20 protein-coding genes are annotated in these 23,821 nt (G+C 64.1%); 10 read left to right on the forward strand and 10 right to left on the reverse strand.

Translation table 11 applies throughout. The annotated features are described in order from the left end of the window. Positions 1–49: 49 nt before the first annotated feature. Genes JOY50_RS04560 through JOY50_RS04570 form a run of 3 tightly spaced genes read left to right on the forward strand, consistent with a single transcriptional unit; the run spans position 50 to position 4,916 of the window. Positions 50–1,933, forward strand: a complete 1,884-nt coding sequence (locus JOY50_RS04560; protein WP_138736843.1) for a feruloyl-CoA synthase — start codon at positions 50–52, stop codon at positions 1,931–1,933. Further along, a complete protein-coding gene (locus JOY50_RS04565; RefSeq protein ID WP_243054833.1) occupies positions 1,930–3,171 on the forward strand; it encodes a thiolase family protein in 1,242 nt (413 codons plus the stop codon). The genes JOY50_RS04560 and JOY50_RS04565 overlap by 4 nt, the downstream gene beginning before the upstream one ends. 14 nt (positions 3,172–3,185) lie before the next feature. After that, positions 3,186–4,916 carry an acyl-CoA dehydrogenase gene (locus JOY50_RS04570; RefSeq protein WP_132841465.1) on the forward strand — a complete coding sequence of 577 codons (1,731 nt, stop codon included), beginning with the start codon at positions 3,186–3,188 and terminating at the stop codon, positions 4,914–4,916. Here the strand turns inward: JOY50_RS04570 and JOY50_RS04575 are convergent. Both JOY50_RS04575 and JOY50_RS04580 read right to left on the reverse strand, forming a co-directional pair. After that, positions 4,897–5,922, reverse strand: a complete 1,026-nt coding sequence (locus JOY50_RS04575; RefSeq protein ID WP_138736841.1) for a formylglycine-generating enzyme family protein — start codon at positions 5,920–5,922, stop codon at positions 4,897–4,899. The genes JOY50_RS04570 and JOY50_RS04575 overlap by 20 nt on opposite strands. Then, positions 5,919–7,601: an arylsulfatase gene (locus tag JOY50_RS04580; RefSeq protein ID WP_243054834.1), complete on the reverse strand. Its 1,683-nt coding sequence runs from the start codon at positions 7,599–7,601 to the stop codon at positions 5,919–5,921. The genes JOY50_RS04575 and JOY50_RS04580 overlap by 4 nt, the downstream gene beginning before the upstream one ends. 250 nt (positions 7,602–7,851) lie before the next feature. Here JOY50_RS04580 and JOY50_RS04585 point away from each other — a divergent pair, with 250 nt between their 5' ends. Beyond that, a complete protein-coding gene (locus JOY50_RS04585; protein ID WP_243054835.1) occupies positions 7,852–9,243 on the forward strand; it encodes an alginate export family protein in 1,392 nt (463 codons plus the stop codon). 33 nt (positions 9,244–9,276) lie between these two features. Beyond that, on the forward strand, positions 9,277–10,509 hold the full coding sequence (gene mhpT / locus JOY50_RS04590) for a 3-(3-hydroxy-phenyl)propionate transporter MhpT (RefSeq protein WP_132841455.1): 1,233 nt from the start codon (positions 9,277–9,279) through the stop codon (positions 10,507–10,509). On the opposite strand, the gene JOY50_RS04595 is transcribed toward mhpT, so the two are convergent. Then, positions 10,506–11,516 (reverse strand): 5'-nucleotidase, encoded by a 1,011-nt coding sequence (locus JOY50_RS04595; RefSeq protein ID WP_132841453.1) that lies wholly within the window; start codon positions 11,514–11,516, stop codon positions 10,506–10,508. The two genes, mhpT and JOY50_RS04595, sit on opposite strands and share 4 nt — an antisense overlap. A 179-nt stretch (positions 11,517–11,695) precedes the next feature. On the opposite strand from JOY50_RS04595, the gene JOY50_RS04600 reads away from it, so the two are divergent. Continuing rightward, the gene (locus tag JOY50_RS04600) at positions 11,696–12,205 is read left to right on the forward strand and encodes a hypothetical protein (protein ID WP_243054836.1); all 510 of its coding nucleotides are present in this window, start codon (positions 11,696–11,698) and stop codon (positions 12,203–12,205) included. Between the two features lie 174 nt (positions 12,206–12,379). Here JOY50_RS04600 and JOY50_RS04605 read toward each other — a convergent pair whose 3' ends face one another. The 3 genes from JOY50_RS04605 to JOY50_RS04615 all read right to left on the reverse strand — a co-directional run bounded on the left by JOY50_RS04605 (position 12,380) and on the right by JOY50_RS04615 (position 15,036). Continuing rightward, complete coding sequence (locus JOY50_RS04605; RefSeq protein ID WP_243054837.1) at positions 12,380–13,357, reverse strand: D-2-hydroxyacid dehydrogenase family protein; 978 nt, start codon at positions 13,355–13,357, stop codon at positions 12,380–12,382. Positions 13,358–13,418: 61 nt separating this feature from the next. Then, positions 13,419–13,910 carry a DUF1543 domain-containing protein gene (locus JOY50_RS04610; RefSeq protein ID WP_132841447.1) on the reverse strand — a complete coding sequence of 164 codons (492 nt, stop codon included), beginning with the start codon at positions 13,908–13,910 and terminating at the stop codon, positions 13,419–13,421. A gap of 214 nt (positions 13,911–14,124) precedes the next feature. Beyond that, positions 14,125–15,036 carry a LysR family transcriptional regulator gene (locus JOY50_RS04615; RefSeq protein ID WP_132841445.1) on the reverse strand — a complete coding sequence of 304 codons (912 nt, stop codon included), beginning with the start codon at positions 15,034–15,036 and terminating at the stop codon, positions 14,125–14,127. 94 nt (positions 15,037–15,130) lie between these two features. Here JOY50_RS04615 and JOY50_RS04620 point away from each other — a divergent pair, with 94 nt between their 5' ends. Then, positions 15,131–16,306 (forward strand): MFS transporter, encoded by a 1,176-nt coding sequence (locus tag JOY50_RS04620; RefSeq protein ID WP_132841443.1) that lies wholly within the window; start codon positions 15,131–15,133, stop codon positions 16,304–16,306. Between the two features lie 163 nt (positions 16,307–16,469). On the opposite strand, the gene JOY50_RS04625 is transcribed toward JOY50_RS04620, so the two are convergent. The 4 genes from JOY50_RS04625 to JOY50_RS04640 form a co-directional block, all read right to left on the reverse strand. Next, positions 16,470–18,953 carry a TonB-dependent siderophore receptor gene (locus tag JOY50_RS04625; protein WP_243054838.1) on the reverse strand — a complete coding sequence of 828 codons (2,484 nt, stop codon included), beginning with the start codon at positions 18,951–18,953 and terminating at the stop codon, positions 16,470–16,472. Positions 18,954–19,048: 95 nt separating this feature from the next. Further along, positions 19,049–20,017, reverse strand: a complete 969-nt coding sequence (locus JOY50_RS04630) for a FecR domain-containing protein (RefSeq protein ID WP_243054839.1) — start codon at positions 20,015–20,017, stop codon at positions 19,049–19,051. Next, positions 20,014–20,520, reverse strand: a complete 507-nt coding sequence (locus tag JOY50_RS04635; protein WP_243054840.1) for a sigma-70 family RNA polymerase sigma factor — start codon at positions 20,518–20,520, stop codon at positions 20,014–20,016. The genes JOY50_RS04630 and JOY50_RS04635 overlap by 4 nt, the downstream gene beginning before the upstream one ends. Before the next feature lie 81 nt (positions 20,521–20,601). Further along, complete coding sequence (locus JOY50_RS04640; RefSeq protein WP_243054841.1) at positions 20,602–21,225, reverse strand: glutathione S-transferase family protein; 624 nt, start codon at positions 21,223–21,225, stop codon at positions 20,602–20,604. Positions 21,226–21,423: 198 nt separating this feature from the next. On the opposite strand from JOY50_RS04640, the gene JOY50_RS04645 reads away from it, so the two are divergent. The 3 genes from JOY50_RS04645 to JOY50_RS04655 all read left to right on the forward strand — a co-directional run bounded on the left by JOY50_RS04645 (position 21,424) and on the right by JOY50_RS04655 (position 23,736). After that, positions 21,424–21,723 (forward strand): DUF3077 domain-containing protein, encoded by a 300-nt coding sequence (locus JOY50_RS04645; RefSeq protein WP_132841434.1) that lies wholly within the window; start codon positions 21,424–21,426, stop codon positions 21,721–21,723. A gap of 79 nt (positions 21,724–21,802) precedes the next feature. Next, positions 21,803–22,525: a hypothetical protein gene (locus tag JOY50_RS04650; protein WP_132841432.1), complete on the forward strand. Its 723-nt coding sequence runs from the start codon at positions 21,803–21,805 to the stop codon at positions 22,523–22,525. A 290-nt stretch (positions 22,526–22,815) separates the two neighbouring features. Continuing rightward, on the forward strand, positions 22,816–23,736 hold the full coding sequence (locus JOY50_RS04655) for a LysR family transcriptional regulator (RefSeq protein ID WP_028613243.1): 921 nt from the start codon (positions 22,816–22,818) through the stop codon (positions 23,734–23,736). Positions 23,737–23,821 lie beyond the last annotated feature (85 nt).

The following is a 23,821-nucleotide window of genomic DNA, read 5'->3' on the forward strand; positions in this document are numbered from 1 at the left end:
GCAGCGCCGGGCGGCGGCGGATGTAAAACAAGAACAAGGAGCAACCTGCGTGAATACCGAAGCCCGCTTACGGTCGTCCGACCCTGGCCAATGCCCGCCCTACCGGCAGGTCTCCATCGGGCACCCTCAGGTGCAGGTCAGTGAAGCCGACGGCATCCTGCGCATGCAGCCGGTCGAGCCCCTGGCACCGCTGCCTGCGCGTTTGCTCGACCGGCTGCTGCACTGGGCGCAGATGCGCCCGGATACTGTGTTTATTGCAGCGCGTGAGCCTGACGGCGCCTGGCGTGAAATCACCTATGCGCAAATGCTCAGCCAGGTGCGCACCATTGCAACCCACCTGCTGGGCCTTGGCCTGAGCGCCGAGCGGCCGCTGGCGCTGTTTTCCGGCAATGACATCGAGCATCTGCAGATTGCGCTGGGTGCCATGTATGCCGGCATCCCGTATTGCCCGGTATCGCCGGCTTATGCACTGCTGTCGCAGGATTTTGCCAAGCTGCGGCATGTATGCCAGGTGTTGACCCCCGGCCTGGTGTTCACCACCGATACTCAGCCGTTTTTGCGCGCCTTCGATGCCGTGCTTGATGCGTCGGTACCCGTGGTCAGCATGCGCGGCGAAGCACCGAGGCGTGGGCACTTGAGCTTCGACAGCCTGCTGCAACCCTGCGACACCGCTGCTGGCGATGCAGCGTTTGCCGCAACGGGGCCCGACACCATCGCCAAGTTCCTCTTTACGTCGGGCTCCACCAAACTGCCCAAGGCGGTGATCACCACTCAGCGCATGCTCTGCGCAAACCAGCAGATGTTGCTGCAAACCTTCCCGGTGTTCGCTGAAGAGCCGCCGGTGCTGGTGGACTGGCTGCCCTGGAACCACACCTTTGGCGGCAGCCACAACCTTGGCATCGTGCTGTACAACGGTGGCAGCTTCTACCTGGACGCGGGCAAACCCACCCCGCAAGGCTTCGGCGAAACCTTGCGCAACCTGCGCGAAATCTCGCCAACGGCCTACCTTACCGTGCCCAAGGGCTGGGAAGAACTGGCCAAGGCACTGGAGCAGGACGCCCAGTTGCGTGATGTGTTCTTCGCCCGCATCAAGCTGTTTTTCTTCGCCGCAGCGGGCCTGTCGCAAAGCGTGTGGGACCGCCTGGACCGCATCGCCGAGCAGCACTGTGGCGAGCGTATCCGCATGATGGCTGGCCTGGGCATGACCGAAGCGGCGCCGTCTTGCACCTTCACCACCGGGCCGTTGTCGATGGCCGGTTATGTGGGGCTGCCGGCGCCGGGTTGCGAAGTGAAGCTGGTACCCCAGGCCGACAAGCTGGAGGCGCGCTTCCGCGGCCCGCACATCATGCCGGGTTACTGGCGTTCGCCGCAGCAAACCGCCGAGGCCTTTGACGAGGAAGGGTTCTACTGCTCGGGCGATGCGCTGAAGCTGGCCGATTTGCAGCAGCCCGAACAGGGCCTGATGTTCGATGGCCGTATCGCCGAGGACTTCAAGTTGTCGTCCGGGGTGTTCGTCAGTGTCGGCCCGCTGCGTAACCGAGCAGTGCTGGAAGGCTCGCCCTATGTGCAGGACATCGTGGTAACCGCGCCGGACCGCGAGTGCCTGGGGTTGCTGGTGTTCCCGCGTTTGCCCGAGTGCCGGGCACTTGCTGGCCTGGCGGCCGATGCCAGTGATGCCGAGGTGCTGGGCAGCGACACGGTGCGCAACTGGTTTGCCGCCTGGCTGGCGCGCCTTAACCGTGACGCCCAGGGCAACGCCAGCCGCATCGAGTGGCTGGCGCTACTGGAAGAGCCGCCGTCGATCGACGCGGGCGAAGTTACCGACAAGGGTTCGATCAACCAGCGTGCGGTGCTGCAGCGGCGGGCCGCGCAGGTAGACGCACTGTACCGCCGTGAAGACCCGACCCAGCTGCACGCGCAGGGGCGGCCATGAGCAGCGCCGGCCTGTGCACAACGTTCGATGACGCGGCCATTGTGGATATGGTGCGCACCCCCTGGGTAGACCTGGGCGGCGCACTGTCCGCTGTGTCGCCCATCGACCTCGGCATCAAGGCCGGGCGCGAGGTACTGGCACGGGCCGGCATCGCCCCGCAGGCGGTGGACAGCGTGCTCGCCGGCAGCATGGCCCAGGCCAGTTTCGATGCCTACTTCTTGCCGCGCCATGTAGGGTTGTACTGCGGTGTGCCGCAGTCCGTCCCGGCGCTGGCGGTGCAGCGTATCTGCGGCACCGGGCTTGAACTGTTGCGCCAGGCTGGCGAGCAGTTGCGCAGTGGCGCCCAGCAGGTGCTGTGTGTGGGCGCCGAGTCGATGTCGCGCAACCCGATTGCGGCCTACGAACACCGAAACGGTTTTCGGCTGGGTGCGCCGGTCGGGTTCAAGGACTTTCTCTGGGAGGCGCTGTACGACCCCGCTGCCGGCGTGGACATGATTGGTACTGCGGACAACCTGGCGCGTGAATACGGCCTGCACCGTGAATGCGTGGATGCCTGGGCCTTGCGCAGCCACCAGCGCGCCTTGCACGCCCAGCAGCAGGGCTGGTTCGATGAGGAAATCGTCGGCGTCACGGCGCAGGCATTCGACGTTGAAGGCTGCCTGCCACGCGGCATCGACTTGCCGCGTGGCGTGAGCGAAGTCAGCCGGGACAGCCATCCACGGCCTACCGATGCTGCAGCGTTGGCCCGGCTGCGTGCCGTGCACCGTGACGGCGTACAAACGGCGGGCAACAGTTGTGCAGTGGTCGATGGCGCCGCCGCAGCGGTGGTAGCGCGCTACTCAGCCTGTACCCGGCTGCCGTTGGCGCGCTTGCTGATGGCCACGGCGGTTGGCGTGTCGCCGCACACCATGGGCATCGGGCCCGCTCCGGCCATCGCGTTGCTGCTGGAACGCAGCGGCCTGCACCTGGAACAGATCGACCGTTTCGAAATCAACGAGGCTCAGGCTGCCCAGGTGCTGGCCGTGGCCCGGGCGCTGCAGCTCGATGTGGAAAAGCTCAACGTTCATGGTGGTGCCATTGCCCTGGGTCACCCGCTGGCCGCCACCGGCCTACGGGTGGTGCACACCCTGGCTCGGCAACTGCGCCGGGATGGCCTGCGCTACGGGATTGCCGCCGCCTGCATCGGCGGTGGCCAAGGCATGGCGCTGCTGATCGAAAACCCACAATTCACGGTTTGAACGCGAGGTATCCCATGCCCTGGAAGGCGCCATTGGCGGACATGCAATTCGTGCTGCAACACTGGCTGGGGGCCGAGCAGGCCTGGCAGGCAATGCCTCCCTATGCAGATATCGATCTCGACCTGGCCACTCAGGTGCTGGAAGAGGCCGCCCGCTTCAGTGAACAGGTGCTGGCCCCGCTGAATGCACCGGGCGATCGCCAAGGCTGCCGCCTGCACGAAGGTAATGTGCGCACACCGGAGGGTTTCCCGGCGGCCTACCGTGCCTATGTCGAGGGTGGCTGGCCGGCGTTGGCCTGTGCCCCCCAGCTCGGCGGGCAAGGGCTGCCGATGGTGCTGGACGCTGCCTTGCAGGAAATGCTGTTCGCCAGCAATCATGCCTGGGCCATGTATACCGGCATCGCCCATGGCGCCTACCTGTGCCTGAAAACCCATGCGTCTGTCGAACTGCAGGCGCGGTATCTGCCGGGCATCGTCAGTGGCCAAACCCTGCCGACCATGTGCCTGACCGAGCCTCAGGCCGGCAGTGACCTGGGCTTGCTGCGCTGTCGCGCCGAACCCTTGGGCGACGGCCGCTACGCCGTCACCGGCAACAAGTTGTTCATCTCGGGCGGCGACCACGACCTGACGCACGACATCGTGCATCTGGTGCTGGCGCGGCTAGCGGATGCACCGGCGGGCAGCCGTGGTTTGTCGCTGCTGCTGGTGCCGAAATGGCTGGACGATGGCCAGCGCAATGCCGTGCACTGCGATGGCCTTGAGCACAAGCTGGGCATTCGCGGCAGCGCCACCTGCGCGCTGCGCTTCGAAGGGGCCAGCGGCTGGTTGGTGGGGCAGGCGCACGGTGGCCTGGCCGCCATGTTCGTGATGATGAACTCGGCCAGGCTGCATGTCGGCCTGCAGGGGCTGGCGCATGCGCAGGCGGCTTGGCAGTACGCCAGGGAATACGCTTTGGAGCGCCGGCAGATGAATGCACCGGGGCAGCCCAAGGGCGCTGCCGACCCCATTCACCTGCACCCTGCCATGCGCCGCATCTTGCTGGAGCTGCGTGTGCGCACCGAGGGCATGCGTGCCCTGGGCTACTGGGCAGCGCACTGGCTGGATATTGCCGATGCATCAGCTGACCTCGCACAACGGGCCAAGGCCTCGAAGCTGGCAGCGCTGTTGACGCCCATCATCAAGGCCGTGTTCACCGACCTCGGTTTCAACCTGGCCAGCAAGGCGCTGCAGGTGTTCGGTGGGTATGGCTACACCTGCGAGTTCGCCATCGAGCAAACGCTGCGCGACAGCCGCATTGCGATGATCTACGAAGGCACCAACGAAGTGCAGGCCAACGACTTGCTGCTGCGAAAGGTGCTGGCTGATGGGGGCGACGGCTTTGCGCTGCTGCTGGTCGAGCTGCGGCAGGAAACTGGCGCGAGCGAGGAGGGCGATGCGCTGCGCAGGGTTTGCGACACGCTGGAAGTGATGCTTGCCAAGGTGCAGCTCAGCGCAGCAGACGACCCCGAGTACCCATACCGGGCTGCGGGCGACTTCCTGCAACTGTGCGGCACAGCCTTGCAGGCCTATGCCTGGGCCCGCACGTGCCGCTGCATTCAGGCGCTGCCTGTAGACGCGCCGCAGCGCCTGGAAAAGCAGGAAAGTGCCCGTTACTTCTTCGACTACCTGCTGCCCGATTTCGACCGGCAGGTGGCGGCCATCGAAGCGGCCGCATCACCTTTGCCGTTTATTCACGAACCGTTCTGAACCCCACGTGCGAGGTCGCCATGAACACCGGCTGCGGCTGCCGCGCCGAGGGCCGGTAGCGCATGCAGCGGTCTGCCGAGCACAGGTGCGAACCGCCCTTGATCACGGCCACTTTCACCCCAGGTTCGGCGGGGTCAAAGCTTTCGTCCAAGGTGGGGCCTGGCGGGTCGAGGGCGGCGTCACGCTGCGGGTCGTGGCCAGGACGATAGCCCGTTCGGGTCAGTTCCCACACATTTCCCCCGGCATCGAACAGGCCAAACCGGTTGGTCGGAAAGCATCCCACTGGTGAGGTGCCGGTGAAGCCGTCGGCTGCCGCGTTGTGATAAGGAAACTGGCCCTGCCAGGTATTGGCCATGATCCGGCCTTTGGGCAACTCCGTTTTGCCCCAGCTGAAGTCGGCATCCTGCAAGCCGCCGCGCATGGCGTACTCCAGCTGGGCCTCGGTGGGCAGCGTGCGTCCGGCCCAGTGTGCATACGCCTGCGCATCCTCAAGCACCACCTGCACAACCGGGTGGTTTTCCAGCCCCGCCACGCTGCTGCCAGGGCCTTGTGGGTGCCGCCAACTGGCCCCCGGCACGAACTGCCAGCCTGGGTTGAGTACATCCGGCCCTTGCTGGAACACCATTGCGCCAGGCACCCGCAGGTGCTCGGGGAGGGTAGGGTCGTCCTTGAAGCTGATGCCCCGCTCGGCATGGGTGAGGTAACCGGTAGCGGCTACGAAGCGGGCAAACTGGGCGTTGGTGACCGGATGCACATCGATCCGGAAGGCCGACACGCTTGCCGCCTGTGGCGGGCCTTCTTCGTCGTAGAAACGGTCCGAGCCAAAGCTGAACGTGCCGCCTGGCACGCGCACCATGCCGTCACGCCAAGCGCCCTGGCGCGCTGCGGGCAGGCCACTGTAGCCGTTGCACAGCAGCAGCGGCGCCGGGGCTTCTGGCCAGGCGCTGTAGCCCACGGCGAGCAGGCCGGCGGCGACCAGTGCGCAGCCGGCTACTCGGGCAATCATGGCTTGCTGGCCACGGCCGGGCTGGCCAGTTTGGCAGGGCTTGCGGGGCGGCCATCGGCGTCAATAGCGATATTGCTGCGCTGCGCATACGCCTTCCAGTCGCGCAGCATGCTGGCGACCTGCTCGGGGTGGTCGGCAGCGATGTCGTGGTGCTCACCAGGGTCTGTGCCCAGGCTGTACAGGTGCCAGGCCGGCTTGCCATCGGTGGCATCCCACAGCAGCTTCATGGGCCCTTTGCGCAACGAGGCGCTGCCGTTGATTTCCCAGCCCAGGGCTTCGTCCTCGGCGTGAATGCGCGTGTCCTGGCCCTGCAGGTAGCCCAGGGCCGAGGTGCCTTGCGGCGGCACGATATCGCGTTCCCGGTACTTGATGCCGGGCATGGGGGCGTCAGCCAGTTGCAGCAGGGTTGGCATGATGTCCCTGACACTGGCCAGTTCCGCGCTGCGCCCAGGCTTGATGGTTGCCGGGTAGTAGACAAAGGCGGGCACGCGGATGCCGCCCTGGTAGGTCGTCATCTTGTAGCGGCGGCTGGGCAGGGCGCTGACCTGGGCCCAGGCCGCGCCGATCATCAGGAACGAGTCACGTTTGCCGTAGTTGTCCAGGTTGTTGTCGAAATGCTGCTTGATCCAGTTCGGGTCGACGCGGGTAGCGTTCTCCGGCCCGTTGTCGGACATGAACAGGATCAGCGTGTTATCCAGCTCGCCGGCCTTGCGCAGGTGATCTACCAGCCGACCGACTTCGGCATCCAGGGCAGCGACCATGGCCGCATACACCTCCATGGTGCGCGCTGACTGGCGTTGCTGCTCAACGGTCAGTGATGCCCAGCTCGGCACGCCCTCCAGTTGCGCTTGCAGCGGGAAGTCCGCCGGCACCAGGCCGGCCTTGCGCTGGCGCTCCAGGCGTTCGTGGGCAATGGCCTGGTAGCCCTGATCGTAGCGGCCGCGGTACTGCGCCAGGTATTTGTCCGGTGCCTGCAAGGGCCAGTGGGGCGCGGTGTAGGCGGCGAAGGCGAAGAAGGGTTTTTGACTGGCCTTGCCTTCGTCGATGGCGGAAATCAGGCGGTCGGTGAACCAGGTGCTGGAGTAGAAGTCGTCGGGCAGTTCGATGGGTTTGCCGTTGTGCTGGAACGTTGCGCTGTAGTTCGACTGCAGGTCCATGTTGGCTTGCTTGAAGTGCGCAGCGCCCCCTTCCAGCAGCACGGAGGCCTGGTCGAAACCACGGTTTTGTGGCTGCTGTGCGGGCTGCATGCCCAAGTGCCATTTGCCGGAGATGTAGGTGCGGTACCCGGCATCGTGCAGCAGTTCGGCCAGGGTGGCGACGTTGGCGCCGAGCACGCCTTCGTAGCCCGCGCGCACCTCGGCGCCTGCCGGCAGGCGTTTGCGTGCTTCGGCCATCATGCCCAGCCCGGCAATGTGCGGGTCATTGCCCGACATCAGCATTGCGCGTGTGGGGGAGCAACTGGGCGCGGCATGAAAGTCTAGCATCAGGCGGCCGTCGGCCAGCAGCTTGTCCAGGTGCGGGGTCTGGATCTCGCTGCCCAGGGCGGACAGGTCGGAAAAGCCAAGGTCATCGGCGACGATCAGTAGAATGTTTGGTTGCTTAACTGTTTGCGCAGCCATGGCCTGGCTGGCGCCGAGCATGAGCAGGCCGAGGGCGGCTAGGGGTTTGAGGCAGTTCATGTAGGTGCTCTTGTTGTTTTAATGAGTGCTTTTTGCACGTAAGACGGCGGATCAGACGCCGCGCAGGACAAATACTAGCCACCAATGGCGCCTTGTCGCAGCCCCTGTGCGCATTAGTGTTCGATCAGCGAACGCAGAATCGCGCCTGCCTCTTGCGGGCGTCGATTGGCTATTGACGGCAAGATGATTAACAAAAATAATCGTTAACAGAGTTATCCAATTTTATAAAAACAAGTAAAGGGAAATTCTGATGACGAGGCCGTTGAACCGGGCGTTGGTGCCCGTTGTGCTGCTTTCGCTGTGCCAGTGCGTGCAAGCGGCCAGTCCGCTTGAAGACAGCCGGCCAGGCCGGCCCGGCGCCCCGCGCTGGGTCGAGGACTACCGTTTTCTGGATGACCCCGCCAAGGCCAGCGACCCTTTCGATGGGCTGCGCTACCATCGTTTGTCCGAGTCGGCCTGGTTGCAACTGGGGGCCGAAGCGCGTTACCGCGCCGATGCACTGAACAAGCCGTTCTTCGGCTTGCGTGGCCTGAACGACGACTCCTACCTGTTGCAACGGTTGCAAGCCCATGCCGACCTGCACCTGTTCGATGATGCCCTGCGTACCTTCGTGCAGGTGGAGAACACCCGTGCGTTCGGCAAAGACCTGTACTCACCCAATGACGAAGGCCGAAATGAAATCCGCCAGGCATTCATCGACTTCAACCACGACTTCGCCGCAGGGCGCTACACCACGCGGGTCGGGCGCCAGGAAATGGCCTTTGGCGACCAGGTGTTCGTCACATACCGGGATGTCCCTAACCTGCGCCTGAGCTTCGATGGCGTGCGTGCCAGCCTCAACCTCAAGGACGGGCGCAAGCTCGACGCCTTTGCCGTCAGGCCGTTGAAAACCGGCGAAGACAGTTGGGACGACGGCAGCAACAATGCGGTGAAGTTCTACGGCCTGTACGGCACCTTGCCGCTGACGGCCGTGTGGAACATGGACCTGTTTGCGTTCGGCCTCGAAACCGACGACCGCAGCCTGGCTGGCGAGACGGGGGATGAGCAGCGCTACACCTACGGCACCCGCCTGTTCGGCCGCTATCAGGCCCTGGACTGGAGCTGGAACCTGGCCGGGCAGGGTGGCCACTTGGGCGGCGCCTCGATCCGTGCCTGGGCGGTGTCGAGCGACAGCGGCTACACCTTCGACCGCCCTTGGCTGCCACGCCTGGGCATGCGTGTCGACGCCGCCAGCGGTGACAGTGACCTGGGCGACGGCAAGGTCGGCACCTTCGACCCGCTGTTCCCGCGGAACGGCGTTTACGGTGAGGCCAGCCTGACCACCTTGAGCAACGTGATCGTGGTCGGGCCCACGTTCGGCTTCTCGCCCTGGCGCACGGTGCGCTTCGAACAAGGCGTGCTCGAGGTGTGGAAGCAGCGCGAAGAAGATGGCGTGTACATGCCTGGCATGAGCCTGTTGGCCAACACCCGGGGCACCGGCCGGCATGTGGGCACCATCTACCGCGCCAACACACGATGGCTGGCGACACCCAACCTTACGCTGGATCTCGACATGAAGTACTACGACGTCGGCGCTGCCATCAAGGAAGCCGGCGGCGAAGACTCGTCGTTCGTTTCCTTGCGTGCCACGTTCAGGCTTTGACTTCCCGACCCATAACAACAAAAGGGGCCACACATGAGTCATTCATCCTCATCTTCAAGCAAGCCGGTGCTTACCATCGGCCTGTGTTTTCTGGTGGCGCTGCTGGAGGGGCTGGACCTTCAGGCCACCGGGGTTGCAGCGCCGCACATGGCCAAAGAGTTTGCGCTGACCCCGGCCATGCTTGGCTGGGTGTTCAGTGCCGGGCTGCTGGGGCTGCTGCCCGGCGCGTTTATTGGTGGCTGGCTGGCCGATCGGCTGGGCCGCAAGGCCATCCTGATCGTGGCAGTACTGTTGTTCGGCGGCTTCTCGCTGGGTACCGCCCACGCTGATACGTACACCACGCTGCTGATCGCACGCCTGATGACCGGGTTGGGGTTGGGGGCCGCCTTGCCGATCCTGATTGCCCTGGCCAGCGAGGCCGCGCCGCAGCGCCTGCGCAGCACGGCGGTAAGCCTGACTTACTGCGGCGTGCCCCTGGGCGGGGCGATCGCGTCGGTCATCGGCATGGCCGGGCTGGGCGAAGGCTGGCGGACGGTGTTCTACGTGGGTGGCATTGCCCCCATCGCGATCGCCTTCGTGCTGATGGTATGGCTGAAGGAGTCCCAGGCGTTCCGTGCCCAGCCCGCGGCCAGTGCCGCCGGCAACGGCATGCTGGGCCAATTGTTCGGGCCGGGCCAGGCAAGCCGCACCTTGTTGCTGTGGGTGGCGTGCTTCTTCACGCTTACTGTGCTGTACATGCTGCTCAACTGGTTGCCGTCTCTGTTGATTGGGCAAGGCTATAGCCGGCCACAGGCGGGCGCGGTACAGATTCTGTTCAACCTGGGCGGCGCTGCAGGTTCGTTCCTCACCGGGCGGATGATGGACCGGGGCTTCGCCGGGCGGGCCGTGTTCATCGCTTATGCCGGCATGCTTGTCTCGCTGGCGGGCTTGGGGTTGTCGAGCACTTTTGGCTTGATGTTGCTGGCCGGGTTTACTGCGGGCTATTGCGCCATTGGTGGGCAGTTGGTGCTGTATGCGCTTGCGCCAACGTTGTATTCGACCCAGGTGCGCGCCACAGGTGTGGGTGCTTCGGTAGCGGTAGGGCGCCTGGGGTCGATGGCCGGGCCGTTGGCAGCAGGGCAGATCCTGGCGGCGGGGGCAGGCGTAGGTGGCCTGCTGCTGGCGGCATCACCTGGCCTGGTGGTGGCGGCATTGGCGGCGCGTGCGTTGTTGGGCCAACGTAGCCGCCCGACCGCCAATGCCCCGGTTGAGGAAGTTGCTCGCTAGACAGGTTGGATGGCACCGGCAGCGCCGGTGTCTTCCGGTTCCTGCACAGGCGTGGCGAGCGGGGAGAGCGTCGTTGAAAGCCCCCTGTTCGCCACCCCGAACGGCACATGCACCATCGGCAAATCCCCCGCCGGCGACTGCAGGTGGCTGCGCTGGTCGTCAAAGAATACATGCGGCTTCAGGATCGACAGCACCCTGGGTTTCTCCATCCCGCCGAGAAAGAAGCACTCGTCCGGCGACACCCCCCAATCCTTCAACGTCGTCACCACCCGCTCATGCGAAGGCGCATTGCGCGCCGTGACAATGGCAATCCGCAAGATCCGCTTGTAGGCCGGGTCCTCGGCCAGCTTGCGGTCCTCCAACATGCGTATCAGCGAAAGCTTGCGGTACAGGTCCGCCAGTGGCCCTGGTGAATGCGGAATGCCTTGGTGCACGCGCTCGTGCTCCTGAAAGTCGTCCAGGTTGTCGTTGCGCTTGTACACGCTTTCCGCCTCGTCGTCGGCAATCACGCCATCGAAGTCGAAGGCCACCCGCAATTCAGTGTCGATCTCGTCATCGTAAATGCGCGTCGGCAGCACCCTGCCGGCGGGGTAGTTGGCATCGATGGCTTTCTGTACGTCTTCCTCATTGGCACTGAGAAACAGCGAGGCATTGAATGCCGGGATGTACTCGTAGGGCGAGCGGCCGGACATGAACGCCGCGCGGGTGATGTCCAACTGGTAATGGTTTATCGAACGAAACACCCGCAGGCCGGTTTCCGGGGAGTTGCGCGAAAGCAGCACCACTTCTACCGGCAGTTGCTCGGGAAAGGCCTGGTTGATACTCAGGAAGCGGCGAATGAACGGGAACGCCACGCCTTTGGGGAATGGCTCGTCCAGGTTCTGCTGTTGGTGCTGGCGGTACGCCTCGACACCCTGGGACTTGTAGATGTCGTCCGAGACGGTGAGGTCGAACAGCGCACTCGAGGCAACGCCAATGACCAGTTTCTGTTCGATGGGGTAGGGCATTGAGCAACTCCTGAGCCTGTGCTGATGGCAAGTGTACGCCTGCGCGCTGACGAAAGCCCTCAGGCCTCTGGTACCACGGATACCTGATCAACCGCTCAATGCTCTCGTACGCCAGTGGATTCAGTGATGCCAATTTGATAGCTTTCCGCACTTTACCGCTGTATCCGGGGCAGGAATTGATGAACCAGCTAGACGAACCCAAGCAACAGCTCGACGAACTGCTGGCGCTGGCCGACGGCCATGCCTTCTGCAGGCAAGAGGTGGAGCGCCTTGAAAGTGTGCAGGGCCAGCTTGCAATCGAACTGGCCGCGCTGCAGGCCAGTGGCGAGGTGCAGAACCGGAAACTGGTTGCAAGTACCCTGGCCCGCGTGCAGAAGGAAGGGGCGATCCGCAAGAGCCTTGAGCAGCATCAGGAGCAGCTGGCTGTGAGCAACCTGGCCCGGGAAGCGTTGTCCACCACTGTGACTACGGCGTTGAAGAGGCTTGCCCTGGCAACCAGTACCCAGGCGCAGCGCGTTGACAGCATCGAGGCGCGTTTGGCCAGCCTGGCTGAGCGCCAGCGTGAATGCGAGCTGCCATTGCAGCAGTTGGCCGGGATCGGCTGGGCGGCGTATCTGGAGCGCAATGCCGTGCCGCTGGTGGCGCTGGCGGTGGCTGTGTTTGCGCTGGGGCTGAACCTGTTCGGTTGAACGTTGCTTAAAGGCAAACCTGAGGCCTGCGCGGTCCTTGTGGGAGCGGGTTCACCCGCGAAGAATCCTGCACTGTGGATGGCACCGGCTTCGCCGGTGTTCGCGGGCATGCCCGCTCCCACAGTGATCGCGCGAACTCTGAAATTTTAAACAAGACAGTTGCTCCCGCAGGGCTCAGCGTCGAGCCACCAGGGCCTCAGGGTTGGCAACGTTCTTCGGCTCGCCTTCGAAAAAGGCCAGCACATTGTCGAAGGCGTCGCCAAAGTACAGCTCGTAGCCGTTCTTCTCCACGTACCCCAGGTGCGGTGTACTGAGTACACGTGGGTGGCGCAGCAGCGGATGGGCGGGGTCGAGCACCGGCTCTTCCTCGAAAACATCCACTGCCGCGTAACCCGGCCGACCGGCATCCAGTGCCTGCAGCAATGCCCCCGGAGCAATCAGTTCTGCGCGGCTGACGTTCACCAGCAAGGCGTCGGGCTTCATGTGGGACAGGTCGTCGAAGGTCACCCCGTGGCGTGTCTGGTCGGACAGGCGCAGGTTCAGGCTGACAATATCCGCTTCGGCAAAAAATGCCTCACGCGAGGCGGCTGCGCGGTGGCCATCGGCTTCGGCTGCGGCGCGGCTGCTGTCGCTGCCCCACACCAGCACGGGCATGTCGAACGCCTGGGCATAACGCGCCAGACGCTGGCCGATCTTGCCGTAGCCCCAAATACCCAGCAGCTGGCCGGCCAGCGCCTGGCCCAGGTTGACCTGCCATTGGCCTTGGCGGAACGCATCGATGGCCGGCACCAGTTGCCGGCGGGCATTGAGAATCAGCGCCCAGGCAAGTTCTGCAGGCGCCACCGGCGAGCCGCGCCCCTCGGTCACGGCAATGCCGCGTGCGGTACAGGCAGCCAGGTCCAGGTGGCTCGACACCTTGCCGGTCTGGCTGATCAGCTTGAGGTTGGGCAGGCGGTCGAGCAAGGCGGCGTCGATGCGGGTACGTTCGCGGGTGAGTACCAGTGCGTCGGTATCGGCAAAGCGTGCTGCAAGTTGCTCCAGCGCGGCTGGCTGACGCTCATGAAGCACGCTGACAGCGTGCCCGCTCAGCTTGCCGAAGCAGTCGAGCGTGCGGATCACATCCTGGTAGTCGTCGGGTATGACAATGCGCATGGTGGTCTGGGCCTGGCGGTACGGTGAAGCGTCGAAGATACCCCAACTGCAGGTATCAACGTCAGATCAGGATGTAGTCGCTGCGCACCACCACCGGCTCATGCGCCCCTTCGACCAGGTGCACGAACTGCCCGCCCACCTGGTCGATTGCCAGGCAGTCGTCGACATCGAGCAAGGCGTCGGTGTGCGGCTTCAGCCAGTGTGCCTGCATGCGCTGCTTGCCCAGTGCCTTGGCTTCGGTCTTGTTGTGGGCGGCAACCAGCAGGTAGCGGTGCGCCTCGCCGAACACATCGCGTTCGTAACCGCCGAGGTTGATGAAGTACAGGCGCAGGGCCCCCCTGGCGGGGGCATGCGGGCGCAGTTCGACGCGCTGGCCGTCTACGCCGTGCACCTGCAGCCACGAATCGATGTGCAAGCCTTTTGGGCTACCGAACCAGGCCTGACGCAACTGCGGGTAGGCCTGTTCGAAGGTGTCGGCCTGGGCGAATACCACGTCGTGGACTTCAATCTTGGCGCCGGGATGGCGGCCTCCGAGCATGACGACGTAAAGCATGGGTGGTCCTTTGCATGGCTAAAATGAACATGCGAATTGTACCCAGGCACAGCCCGTTCCATGAAGCGATGACCTAGCATTGTGGGAGCGGGCATGCCCGCGAAGCAGGCAGTGCGGTGGATGGCACGGGCTTCGCCCTTCTCGCCCTCGCTGCCGTTGGCTTCTTCGAACGCCACCGTGGCACTGTGATGCCTCGGCCGGGGCGAGTCATCGATTACAAGGGATTGCGCAGGCCGCCAGCCAGGTGCTCTACAAGAAAGTCCACAAACACCCGCACCCGCGCCGGCATCGCCTGGCCACCGACGAACACCGCATGGATCGGCTCGCGGTCGTCAGGGTTGTACGCCTCCAGCAATGGCACCAGCCGCCCGCTGGCCAGGTCGTCCAGCACCGTGAAGGTACCGATGCGTGCCACTCCGGCACCGATCCTGGCCAGTTGCGCCAAGGCTTCGCCGCTGCTGCATTCGATGTTTCCTGTCACCTTCAACGAGAACACCTGCCCGTCGCGGCGAAACGGCCAGTCGGGCGCGGCACGGCGGAAGTTGAAGCGCAGGCAGTTGTGCCGGGCCAGGTCTTCAGGCTCAAGCGGGGTACCGCAGCGTTGCAGGTACTCGGGCGAGGCGACCACCACCTGGCCGGTTTCACCAATGGCGCGGGCGCTCAACGAACTGTCCGGCAGGTGCCCGAAACGCAACGCTACGTCGGCCTGGCCGCCGAGAATGTCGGCCACTTCGTCACTGAGGGTAAGGTCAACCAGCACTTGCGGGTAGCGTGCGCTGAAGGCCGCCAGCAGCGGTACTACGGTCAACCGGGCGTGGCCCAGTGCAGCGCTCACCCGCAAGCGCCCGCGCGGCACGCCCTGGTCGGTAATGGCTTCTTCCACTTCGAGCATGTCGGCCAGCACCCGACGTGCACCGCGCAGGTACGCCTCACCCTCAGGGGTGAGGGTGATCGCCCGGGTGGTGCGCAGCAGCAGGCGGGTGCCCAGGCGCTGTTCGGTGCGGGCGATGATGCGGCTGACCGCAGAAGGCGTCAGGTTCAGTGCCCGTGCGGCGGCGGACAGGCTGCCTTCTTGCGCCACCCTGGCAAATATCTCCATCTCGCCTGATCTTCCACTGAAGTCCATTTGTGCCTCGTGCGCAAAGGTGGTTAGCAAAAAAGCACTCTAGTGCGATTTTGAAACAGATCGTAGCATTTGCGGCATAGATAAGGAGCTTGCCATGCGTATCAATCCACCTCTTGTCGCACTTGCCATCGGTGCCTTTGGCATCGGTGTCACCGAGTTCGCCCCCATGGGCATGTTGCCCAGCATCGCCACTGACCTTGGCGTTTCCATCCCTGCCGCCGGGCTGCTGGTCAGCGCCTATGCCATTGGCGTGCTGATCGGCGCACCGCTGATGACCCTGGCCACGGTGAAGATCCCGCGGCGGTACTTGCTGATCGGGCTGATGGCCATTTTCACGCTGGGCAACCTGATGTCGGCCCTGGCCAGCGACTACGCCAGCCTGCTGGTGGCCCGCGTGGTCACCTCGCTCAACCATGGTGCCTTCTTCGGCATCGGCTCGATTGTCGCGGCCAGCGTGGTACCGCCCGAGAAGCGCGCCGGGGCGGTCGCGGCAATGTTCATGGGCTTGACCCTGGCCACCATCGGCGGCGTGCCGCTGGCGACCTGGTTTGGTGAAATGCTGGGTTGGCGCACGGCATTCTGGGGTATTGCCGGGCTTGGTCTGGTGGCGATGACCACGCTCTGGTACGCGCTGCCCAATGTGCCGTCGCCCAAAGGCGACGGGGCCATGGCCGAAATCCGGGTGCTGGGCCGCGGCCCGGTACTGGCGGCGTTGCTGCTGACAGTGGTGGGTTCCAGTGCGATGTTCACGGTGTTCACCTACATCGCGCCGATCCTGCAGAGCGAGGCGGCAGCGTCCACCACGTTCGTGACAGCCATGCTGGTGTTGTTCGGTGTTGGCCTGACCTTGGGCAACGTGTGGGGCGGCAAGGCGGCAGACCGCTCGATCGACCGCACGCTAATCCTGTCGTTGGCGCTGTTGATTGCCGTGCTGCTGGTGTTCCCGCTGGTGCTGGACTGGCCGCTGCCGACGGCCGTGGCGATCCTGCTCTGGGGCGCGGCCAGTTTTGCACTGGTGCCGCCACTGCAGATGCGGGTGATGGAGGCAGCCAAGGATGCACCCAACCTGGCATCGGCGGTGAACATTGGTGCATTCAACCTGGGCAATGCGATTGGCGCGGCGCTGGGTGGCGCAGTGATCAACGCAGGTTTGGGCTACCCGGCGATTTCCCTGGCGGGCGCAGCGATGGCGGCGCTGGGTTTGGTGATGGTGTTGCTGTTTGCCTGGCGTGGGCGGGTGGTGGCAGCGGGGCGGCAGGTTGCGGTGTAACTGGCCGAGATCCCGGGGGCGCTTTGCGCCCCTATCGCGACACAAGGCCGCTCCTACAGGGAAAATGCGATCCCTTGTAGGAGCGGCCTTGTGTCGCGATGGGCTGCAAAGCAGCCCCAGAATCCAGCAGGTATCACCGAAATCGCGAGCAACACTGCACGATTCAGAACTTGCCGCGCAAGGTCAGCATATAGTTGCGCGGCGCGCCGTACCAGTTGCCGGTATCGCTGGCATCCACGGTCTGGTAGTACGTCTTGTCGAACAGGTTGTTGCCATTGAGCGTGGCCGTCCAGTGCTCATCGATGCGGTACTCGACCAAGCCGTTCCACACCGCATAACCGGCCTGGCGGAACGCATACGGGTCTTGCTGGCTTAGCCCGCCGTCGGGAAGTCGGCGCTGAATGAAGCCACTCTTGTAGCTGTCGCTCTGGATGATGGCACCCAGGCCGACCTTCCAGCGTTCGAACTCGCCGGGCAGTTGATAGGTGGTGAAGAACTTGAACAGGTGCTTGGGTGTTTGCGTGCTCATCGGCGTGCCGTTGTTGGCGGCATTGCCGGCAACACGTTGCCTGTTGATGTTGAAGGTGTAGCCGGCCATGGCTTGCCAGCCGGGGGCCAGCTCACCGGAAATCTCGCTGTCGATACCCTTGCTGATCACCTCGCCAGAGGCGCTGTAGAAGCCTTGGCCAGTGCTCACCGCTTCGTTCAGGCGCTTGGTGTAGTAAAGCGCGCTGGACAGGTTGAGGCGCCCATCGAGCAACTCGCCTTTGGTACCGAACTCGTAGGTTTCGCCCTCGATCGGGTCCAGTGGCTGGCTGCTGGGGGACTTGAAGGCGGTTTGTGGCTGGAAGATCTCGGCATAGCTGGTGTACAGCGACCACTGCCGGTTCAGGTCGAGCACCAGCGCGCCAAACGGGGTGATGACGCCGCGGTTGCTTTCCTTGACCCGGGTGTCGGCATTGTTGAAGGCCGGGACCACGGTGCGGGTGTTGTCACGGTAGTCGGAGTAGCGTGCACCCAAGGTCAGGTGCAGTGGCTCGGCAAGCTGCGCCTTGAAGGTGGCATAGGCACCGGATTTGCGCTGGTTCCAGTCGGGGTTGTAGTAGTAGCTGGGGGGTGTGCGCGGCTTGGGCATGGCGCCGGCGTCACCTGTGGTGATGTCGAAGGGCACGTTGATGTCGCTTACTTGCGACAGGTCGCTGTCGTCGGAGTAGCTGCGCATCACTTCTTCATAGTCGGCACCGACCAGCAGTTCGTGGGTCAGGCCAAAGGCTTCGAAGGTGCCGGACAGGTTGGCATCGAACAAGTCCTGCTGGTTGTTGTAACCGCGGATGAAACGCTTGAAAGTGGTCTGGTTGGTGTTCGGGTCGACGGCGGCGCTCACTTCGCCAATGTCCTGGGTCGAATCGAACTTGCTTTTGGTGTAGCTGGCCTTGAACTTCCAGTTTTCGTCCAGCGCGTGCTCGACCTTGGCGAAGTACTCGGTGCGCTTGTAGTTGTTGGCTGACCAGTCGGCGGCCAGCGAGCGGCTGCGTGAGGTGCCGATCTCGGTGCCGTCCTTGTAGCGCACCAGGCCGCGGTCCCAGTATCCATCCATGTCCCGCCATTCATAGGTGCCGCCGATGCTCACCAGGGTGGCCGGGCTCAGGTCTGCCTCCAGGGTGCCGAAAATCACGTGCTTCTCGCTGTCGGCATTGTCGTAGAAGTATTTCTTGTCCTCGAACGACATCGCCACGCGGCCGCGAAGTGCACCGTCGAACCCAAGCGGGCCGGTCAGGTCGACTTCGGAGCGGTAATTGTCCCAGCTGCCCGCCGACTGGCTGATGCTCAGCTGGTTGAACGGCAGGGCGCGTTTGCGCACCAGGTTGATGCTGCCGCCCGGGTCGCCAGTGCCGCCGAACAACCCGTCGGAGCCACGCAAGACTTCGACGTGGTCGTACGCGGTCATGTCGGGCAGGGTGTCGAAGGCTTCGTTGCGCAGCATCGGTGCGCCGCCGTCGGTCTGAATACTGCGGATGACGAAGCCACGCGAGTAGATCTGGTTTTTCGTGTCGTTGCCGCCGACCACGGTGATGCCGGTGGTCTGGTCCAGCACCTGGGTCAGGCTGGTGAGGTGCTGGTCATCCATACGCTGGCGGGTCATAACACTCACCGACTGCGGGGTTTCGCGCAGGCTGCGAGGTGTCTTGCCGCCGGTGGTGATCGCACCTGTGGTGTAGGAACCGGTGTTCTCGGTCTGCTCGCCGAGGTTGGCAGTGCCGGTCACGTTGGTCGGGTCCAGTGCCACAGCACCCAATGGCAGCGGTTCGCTGGCGGGGATCAGGCGGTAACCGCCGTCCTGCGGCATCGATTGCAGGCCGCTGCCGACCAGTAGCTGGTGCAGGGCTTGCTGGCTGCTGAAGCTGCCCCGCAGCCCGGCGCTGTACTTGCCGGCCAGGTCACCCGGGGTGAAGGCAATGTTCAGGCCGGTGCTGCGGCTGAGGGTGGTCAAGGCTGCATCCAGCGAGCCAGCTGGGATGGCGAGGTCGTAGCGCGTGGTGGTGCTGGCGCTGTCTGCGGCATGGGCCAGCGGCAGCATAGCCAGGCCAAGGCTGGTGCAAAGCAGGGCTTGGCGGATGGCGAGGCGCAAGGGGGCGGGTCGGGTCACGTGGGGTTCTCGTTGGCAATTTGAGTGTTCTGCTGTGTATGCCGGGCGAGATTGCAAACCCCTTCACCCGGCGAGCACTTTTTTGCCAGGTTGTTTCAGGCGCTCAGGCGTACCCAGTAACGCGTCATTGCCTGTACGCGCAAGCCGTGGGCCTGGGCGATGAACGTCAGGGTGGCGTCGGTGTCGGTGAGGTTGAAATTACCGCTGATAGTGCGTTTCGCAACCTGCGGGTCACAGCCCAGATAGCCGTTGCGATAACGGCCGAGCTCGTCGAGCAGTTCAGCCAGCGGCATCGCCCGTGCGGTCAGCAGGCCGTCGCGCCAGGCGGCGGCGTCTTCGGCGTTGCCGGGCAGGCGCAGCACGTTGTCGCGGGTTACCTGCCAGGTTTCTCCGGGTTGGGCAACGGCACCGGTACCCGAGCGTGGCTGTATGTTCACGGTGCCTTCGGCAACGCCCAGGCGGCAGGCGTCGGCGTACTGACGTATGTTGCAGCGGCTGCCGTGGGCGGTGAACGTGGCCAAGGTGGTGGTGACCTGCAATGGGCGCTTTTGCAGGCTGGCGCAGTCGGCACCACTGACCAGGTACAGCTCGCCGCGCAGCAGGTCGATGCGCCGTTGCCGGGCATCGAAATACACACGCACGGCGCTGTCGGTATTTAGCTCCAACTGGCTGCCATCGGCCAGGGTCCAGCGCTGATGTTCGCCGACACGGGTGCTGTAGTCGGCCATCAGCCGCTGCCAAGGCGCGGTTTCGCGAGTCCCCCAAGCGGTGCTGCCGACTGCTGCGAACAGTGCCAGCAGTTTCAGCACCTGGCGCCGTTGCAGGCGGGCTTCAGGCAGTTTTTCCAGCGCTTGGCGCGCCAGCCCGCTCGGCACACCGGCAAAGTGCCCGCTCAGGCTCTGCATACGCGCCCAGGCCAGGCGATGGGTTTCGTCATCCGCCAGCCAAGCCTGGAAGGCCGCCCGGGTGGCAGGGTCGGGGCGGTTGTAGGTGAGACGGATCGACCATTCTATGGCCTGGTCCACCGTTGCGCTGGGTAGTGCCGGCAGTGTGCTGGCGCTCATGGCATGGTCTCGAAGACCAGCTGATAGCAGTGGCGCAAGGCTTTGCTGAGGTCGCGCTCAACGGTGGACAGCGACACCCCCAGCTGCTCGGCAATGCGCGGGCAGGGCATGCCATCCAGTTGTGCCAGCAGGAAGATGGTACGCGTGCGGGCGGGCAGCGCGTCAAGTAGGCGGTCAATGGCCACCAGTGCCTCGATGGCCAGGGCACTGGTCTCCGGTGACGGCACTTCGGCCTCGGGCAATTGCGCCAGCGTCTCCAGCCAGGCCCGCTCGATGTCGCGATGGCGCCACAGGTCGATGACCAGGCCGCGGGCGATCGTGCGCAAATAGGCGCGTGGCTCCAACAGCGCCCTTGCCTGGCGCCTTTGCAGCACGCGGACAAAAGTGTCCTGGGCAAGGTCGGCAGCATCCGCTGCGTTGTTCAGCCGATGGCGCAGCCAGCCTTGCAGCCAGCCGTGGTGCTCGACGTAAAGATGCTCGATGGGGTGTCTGCTGCCGGGCATGCCATTCTTCCGTGTTCGCGCACTAATGGTAATGACTCGCATTATTACCCAATGCCCGGCAGTGAAACCAGTGCTGTACGTTTACGGCGTACCGTTACGGCCGTGCAGGTGATAGGCCGGGCGCTCGCTCAGGCGCTCGTAATAATCACGTACCGCTGGCAGGTGCGGGTGTTCGAACGGCGTTTCGAACCAGCGGTTGACCGACAGGCCGATAGGGATGTCGGCCAGGGTGAACTGGTTGCCGGCCACATACGCACCGGTGCTGGCCAGTTGGCGGTCGAGGATGTGCATGTAGCGTGACCAGTCCGCGCAGCCGGCGGCAAGCGCTTGCGGGTCCTGATGGGCGGGCGAGTGCCGGACCAGTGACATGAACGCGTAGCTCCACGAGCGGTTCAGGTCCGAGGCCTGCCAGTCGATCCACTGATCGATCCTGGCCCGCGCCTGGGCATCGTCGGGGTAAAACGCGGTGGCACCATAGCGGTTGGCCAGGTAGCGGATGATGCTGTTGGATTCCCACAAGGTGAAGTCGCCATCCTTTATCACCGGGATCATGGCGTTGGGGTTCAATGCCAGGAACTCTGGGCTGTCAGTGGCCTTGAAGCCAGAGCCCCAGTCTTCGCGCTCGAATGCGACCTCGAATTCGGCGCAGGCCCACAGGACTTTTCGTACATTGATGGAAGAAGCTCTGCCCAGTATCCGTAGCATGGTGTTCGTCCTGATGTGGGGAGGTGAAGATCGTCCGACACTGCCATGCGCCGGTCAAGGGGCTGATCGGTAGCAGAGAGCCCACTTCAGGGGATCTTGTAGTCCATTTCCGAAAGTGACCCTTGCCACACTCCTGGTCATTGTGATGGGCGAGGCTGCGTCCTAGTCTGGACATGCTCGTAACCCCGAGGAATGGACATGGATAACGACACCCTCAAAAGCAACAAGCTCAATGTCGTGCGTGCAGCGAGCCGGTTTGGCCACGCCGACGCCGAACTGGTGCAGATGAAACCGCAGCTGCCAATGAGGACCGCACTGACGGAGGCCTCGAGCATCATGGGCTGCATCACTGAAATTACCCGCAAGGCCATCGACCGGCCAGGCGACCGCAAGGTGATGATGCAGGCCACGTTTTACCTGGCAGGCATGGCCAAGGCACTGATCGATGGCCAGCTGCTGCAGATGCGTCAGGCGCGCGAAGGCGAGCGCGAACCCTAGTCAAGCTTGCCTGGGGGGCCTGAACTTGGCACCCTTGGGCGGTTTGAATCGTCTGTATCACCACAGAAGGAAGTTTGCATTGAGCTGGGACAAGGTGGGGAAACTCCTCGTAGCCGTGCTTGTTGGCCTGATGGTCCTTTTGGCCGCCTACGTGTTGCTCAGGGGCAACCCGCGTCTGGAGGCGTCACTGAGCTATGCCTACCTCACCTATCCCACCCAGTTCAGCGAGCGTATCAGCAAAGCCAGCGAGCAACTCAAGTATGAGCAGTTGCAGGGGCGCATCAACAGCATCGGCCAGGGCGAGCTAAGCCACGACCAGGTCGAGAGGTTGATCGAAATGGCACAGGCACCCTATGCCCAGCTGTTCGCCAAGCCTTTCGAGGCCGGGCTGGTCGATCACCGTACTGGCTTGCTCATCGAACTACGCAACAGTGGTGACGCGCCGGTACGCGAGGTAAAGATCCGCCTGCCGGCCAAGGGCCTGGTGCAGGTGCGTGATGCTGCCGGCAACGACACCCTGCTGGAGGCCGCCACCGCGCAGGTGGACATCCCGGCCATCGAGCCGGGTGGCACGTGCAAGGTCTGGGTCTATTTCGATGCAGACTATTTGCAGATCCGCCAAGGCGGGGTCAGCATCAGCCACGCCGACGGAGTGGCCAATGTGCAGGTGTACCACGAGGTCATCGGTTTTCCAGCCATGGTGGCCCGCTACAGCCGGGAGTTGATGGTGTTGCTGGGTGTACTGGCGGTCAGCGTGCTGGGCCTGGGTTATGCCTGCCTGGCACGGCGTAGACCGCGGTAAACGCGTTACTCGAACATAAATACCTGCTTGGGCGGGGACCTGTGGGAGCGGGCAAGCCCGCGAACACCGGCGCAGCCGGTGCCATGCAGCGCGTCGCTCTCTTCGCAGGCGCGCCCGCCCACAGGTTAAAGCGGCGTTTGCCGAAGCCTTGTTCCACGGGCGACAGCGCAGCATAACGGGCTGGTATGCGTGTTCTGCGATCAAGGGTCATTTGCTTGAAACTCAACACTCCCCCCGTTGCCGACCCTCTATAGTGCTCGGCATTACAAGACCCCTGTCGAGCCTGCCTGATGATCCCTTCACTGGATTCCATTTTTTCTCGCCTGCGCCTGCGCCAGTTGCGTCTGCTGATCGAGCTGGATCGCTGTGGTTCGCTGCACAAGGCGGCCGAAGCCATGGCCATTTCCCAGCCTGGGGCTACCAAGGCGCTGCGCGAGGTGGAGGAGGTGCTGGGGGTACCGTTGTTCCAGCGCCTGCCCAGCGGGCTGGTAGCCAACGACGTGGGTCGTTGCGTGGTGCGCTATGCGCGGCTGATCCACAGCGACCTGGGGCATCTGCGCGAAGAGGTGCTAGGCATCGTCCAGGGCCAGGGCGGGCGCCTGGCAGTGGGCAGCATCATGGGGGCCATGCCGACCCTGGTCAGCGCCCTGGGGCGCTTGCGCCGCAAGCAGCCGCAGTTGGCGGTGGAAATTGCCGAGAATACCAGCGCCAACCTGCTCGCCCAACTGGACGAGGGGCGCCTGGACCTCGCCATCTGCCGGCCCGGGCTGGGCCGCGACGCGGCGGACTATGCCTTTGTCGAGCTGGCCCAGGAGCCGTTGGTGGTGGTCGCGCACCCGCAGCATCCGCTTGCCGGGGCAGCGGCACTGGCGATCAGCGATTTGAGCCATTACCGCTGGGTGGTCTACCCGGTGAACATGCCCATGCGCCAGGCGCTGGAGCGCGAGTTGAGCGAAGCAGGGGTGCAGGTGCCCCGCTATCCGCTGGAAACCTTTTCCACCTTCGCTACGTTCATGCTGCTGGAAGATGACCCGACGCTGGTGGCGGTCATTCCCAGTGCCGTGGCAGCCTTCGCCGAGCAGCGAGGGTTGCTGGTGTCGCTGGCGGTGCAGCTACGGGCGTTGAGCGAGCCCTTCGGCATCGTGCACCGTGTGGCGGCGCCGCTATCGCCAGCGGCGCGGTTGCTGGTAGAAGAATTGACGGCCAATTGAAGTTTGACGGCGCTCGCCCGCCAGCCCATTGCTGGCGGGCTGGTGGGGATAAGCGATGGTTATTGGTGGATCAGCTCTTTTCATT

It is taken from the genome of Pseudomonas sp. BP01, assembly GCF_022760795.1.
GTDB lineage: Bacteria > Pseudomonadota > Gammaproteobacteria > Pseudomonadales > Pseudomonadaceae > Aquipseudomonas > Aquipseudomonas putida_Q.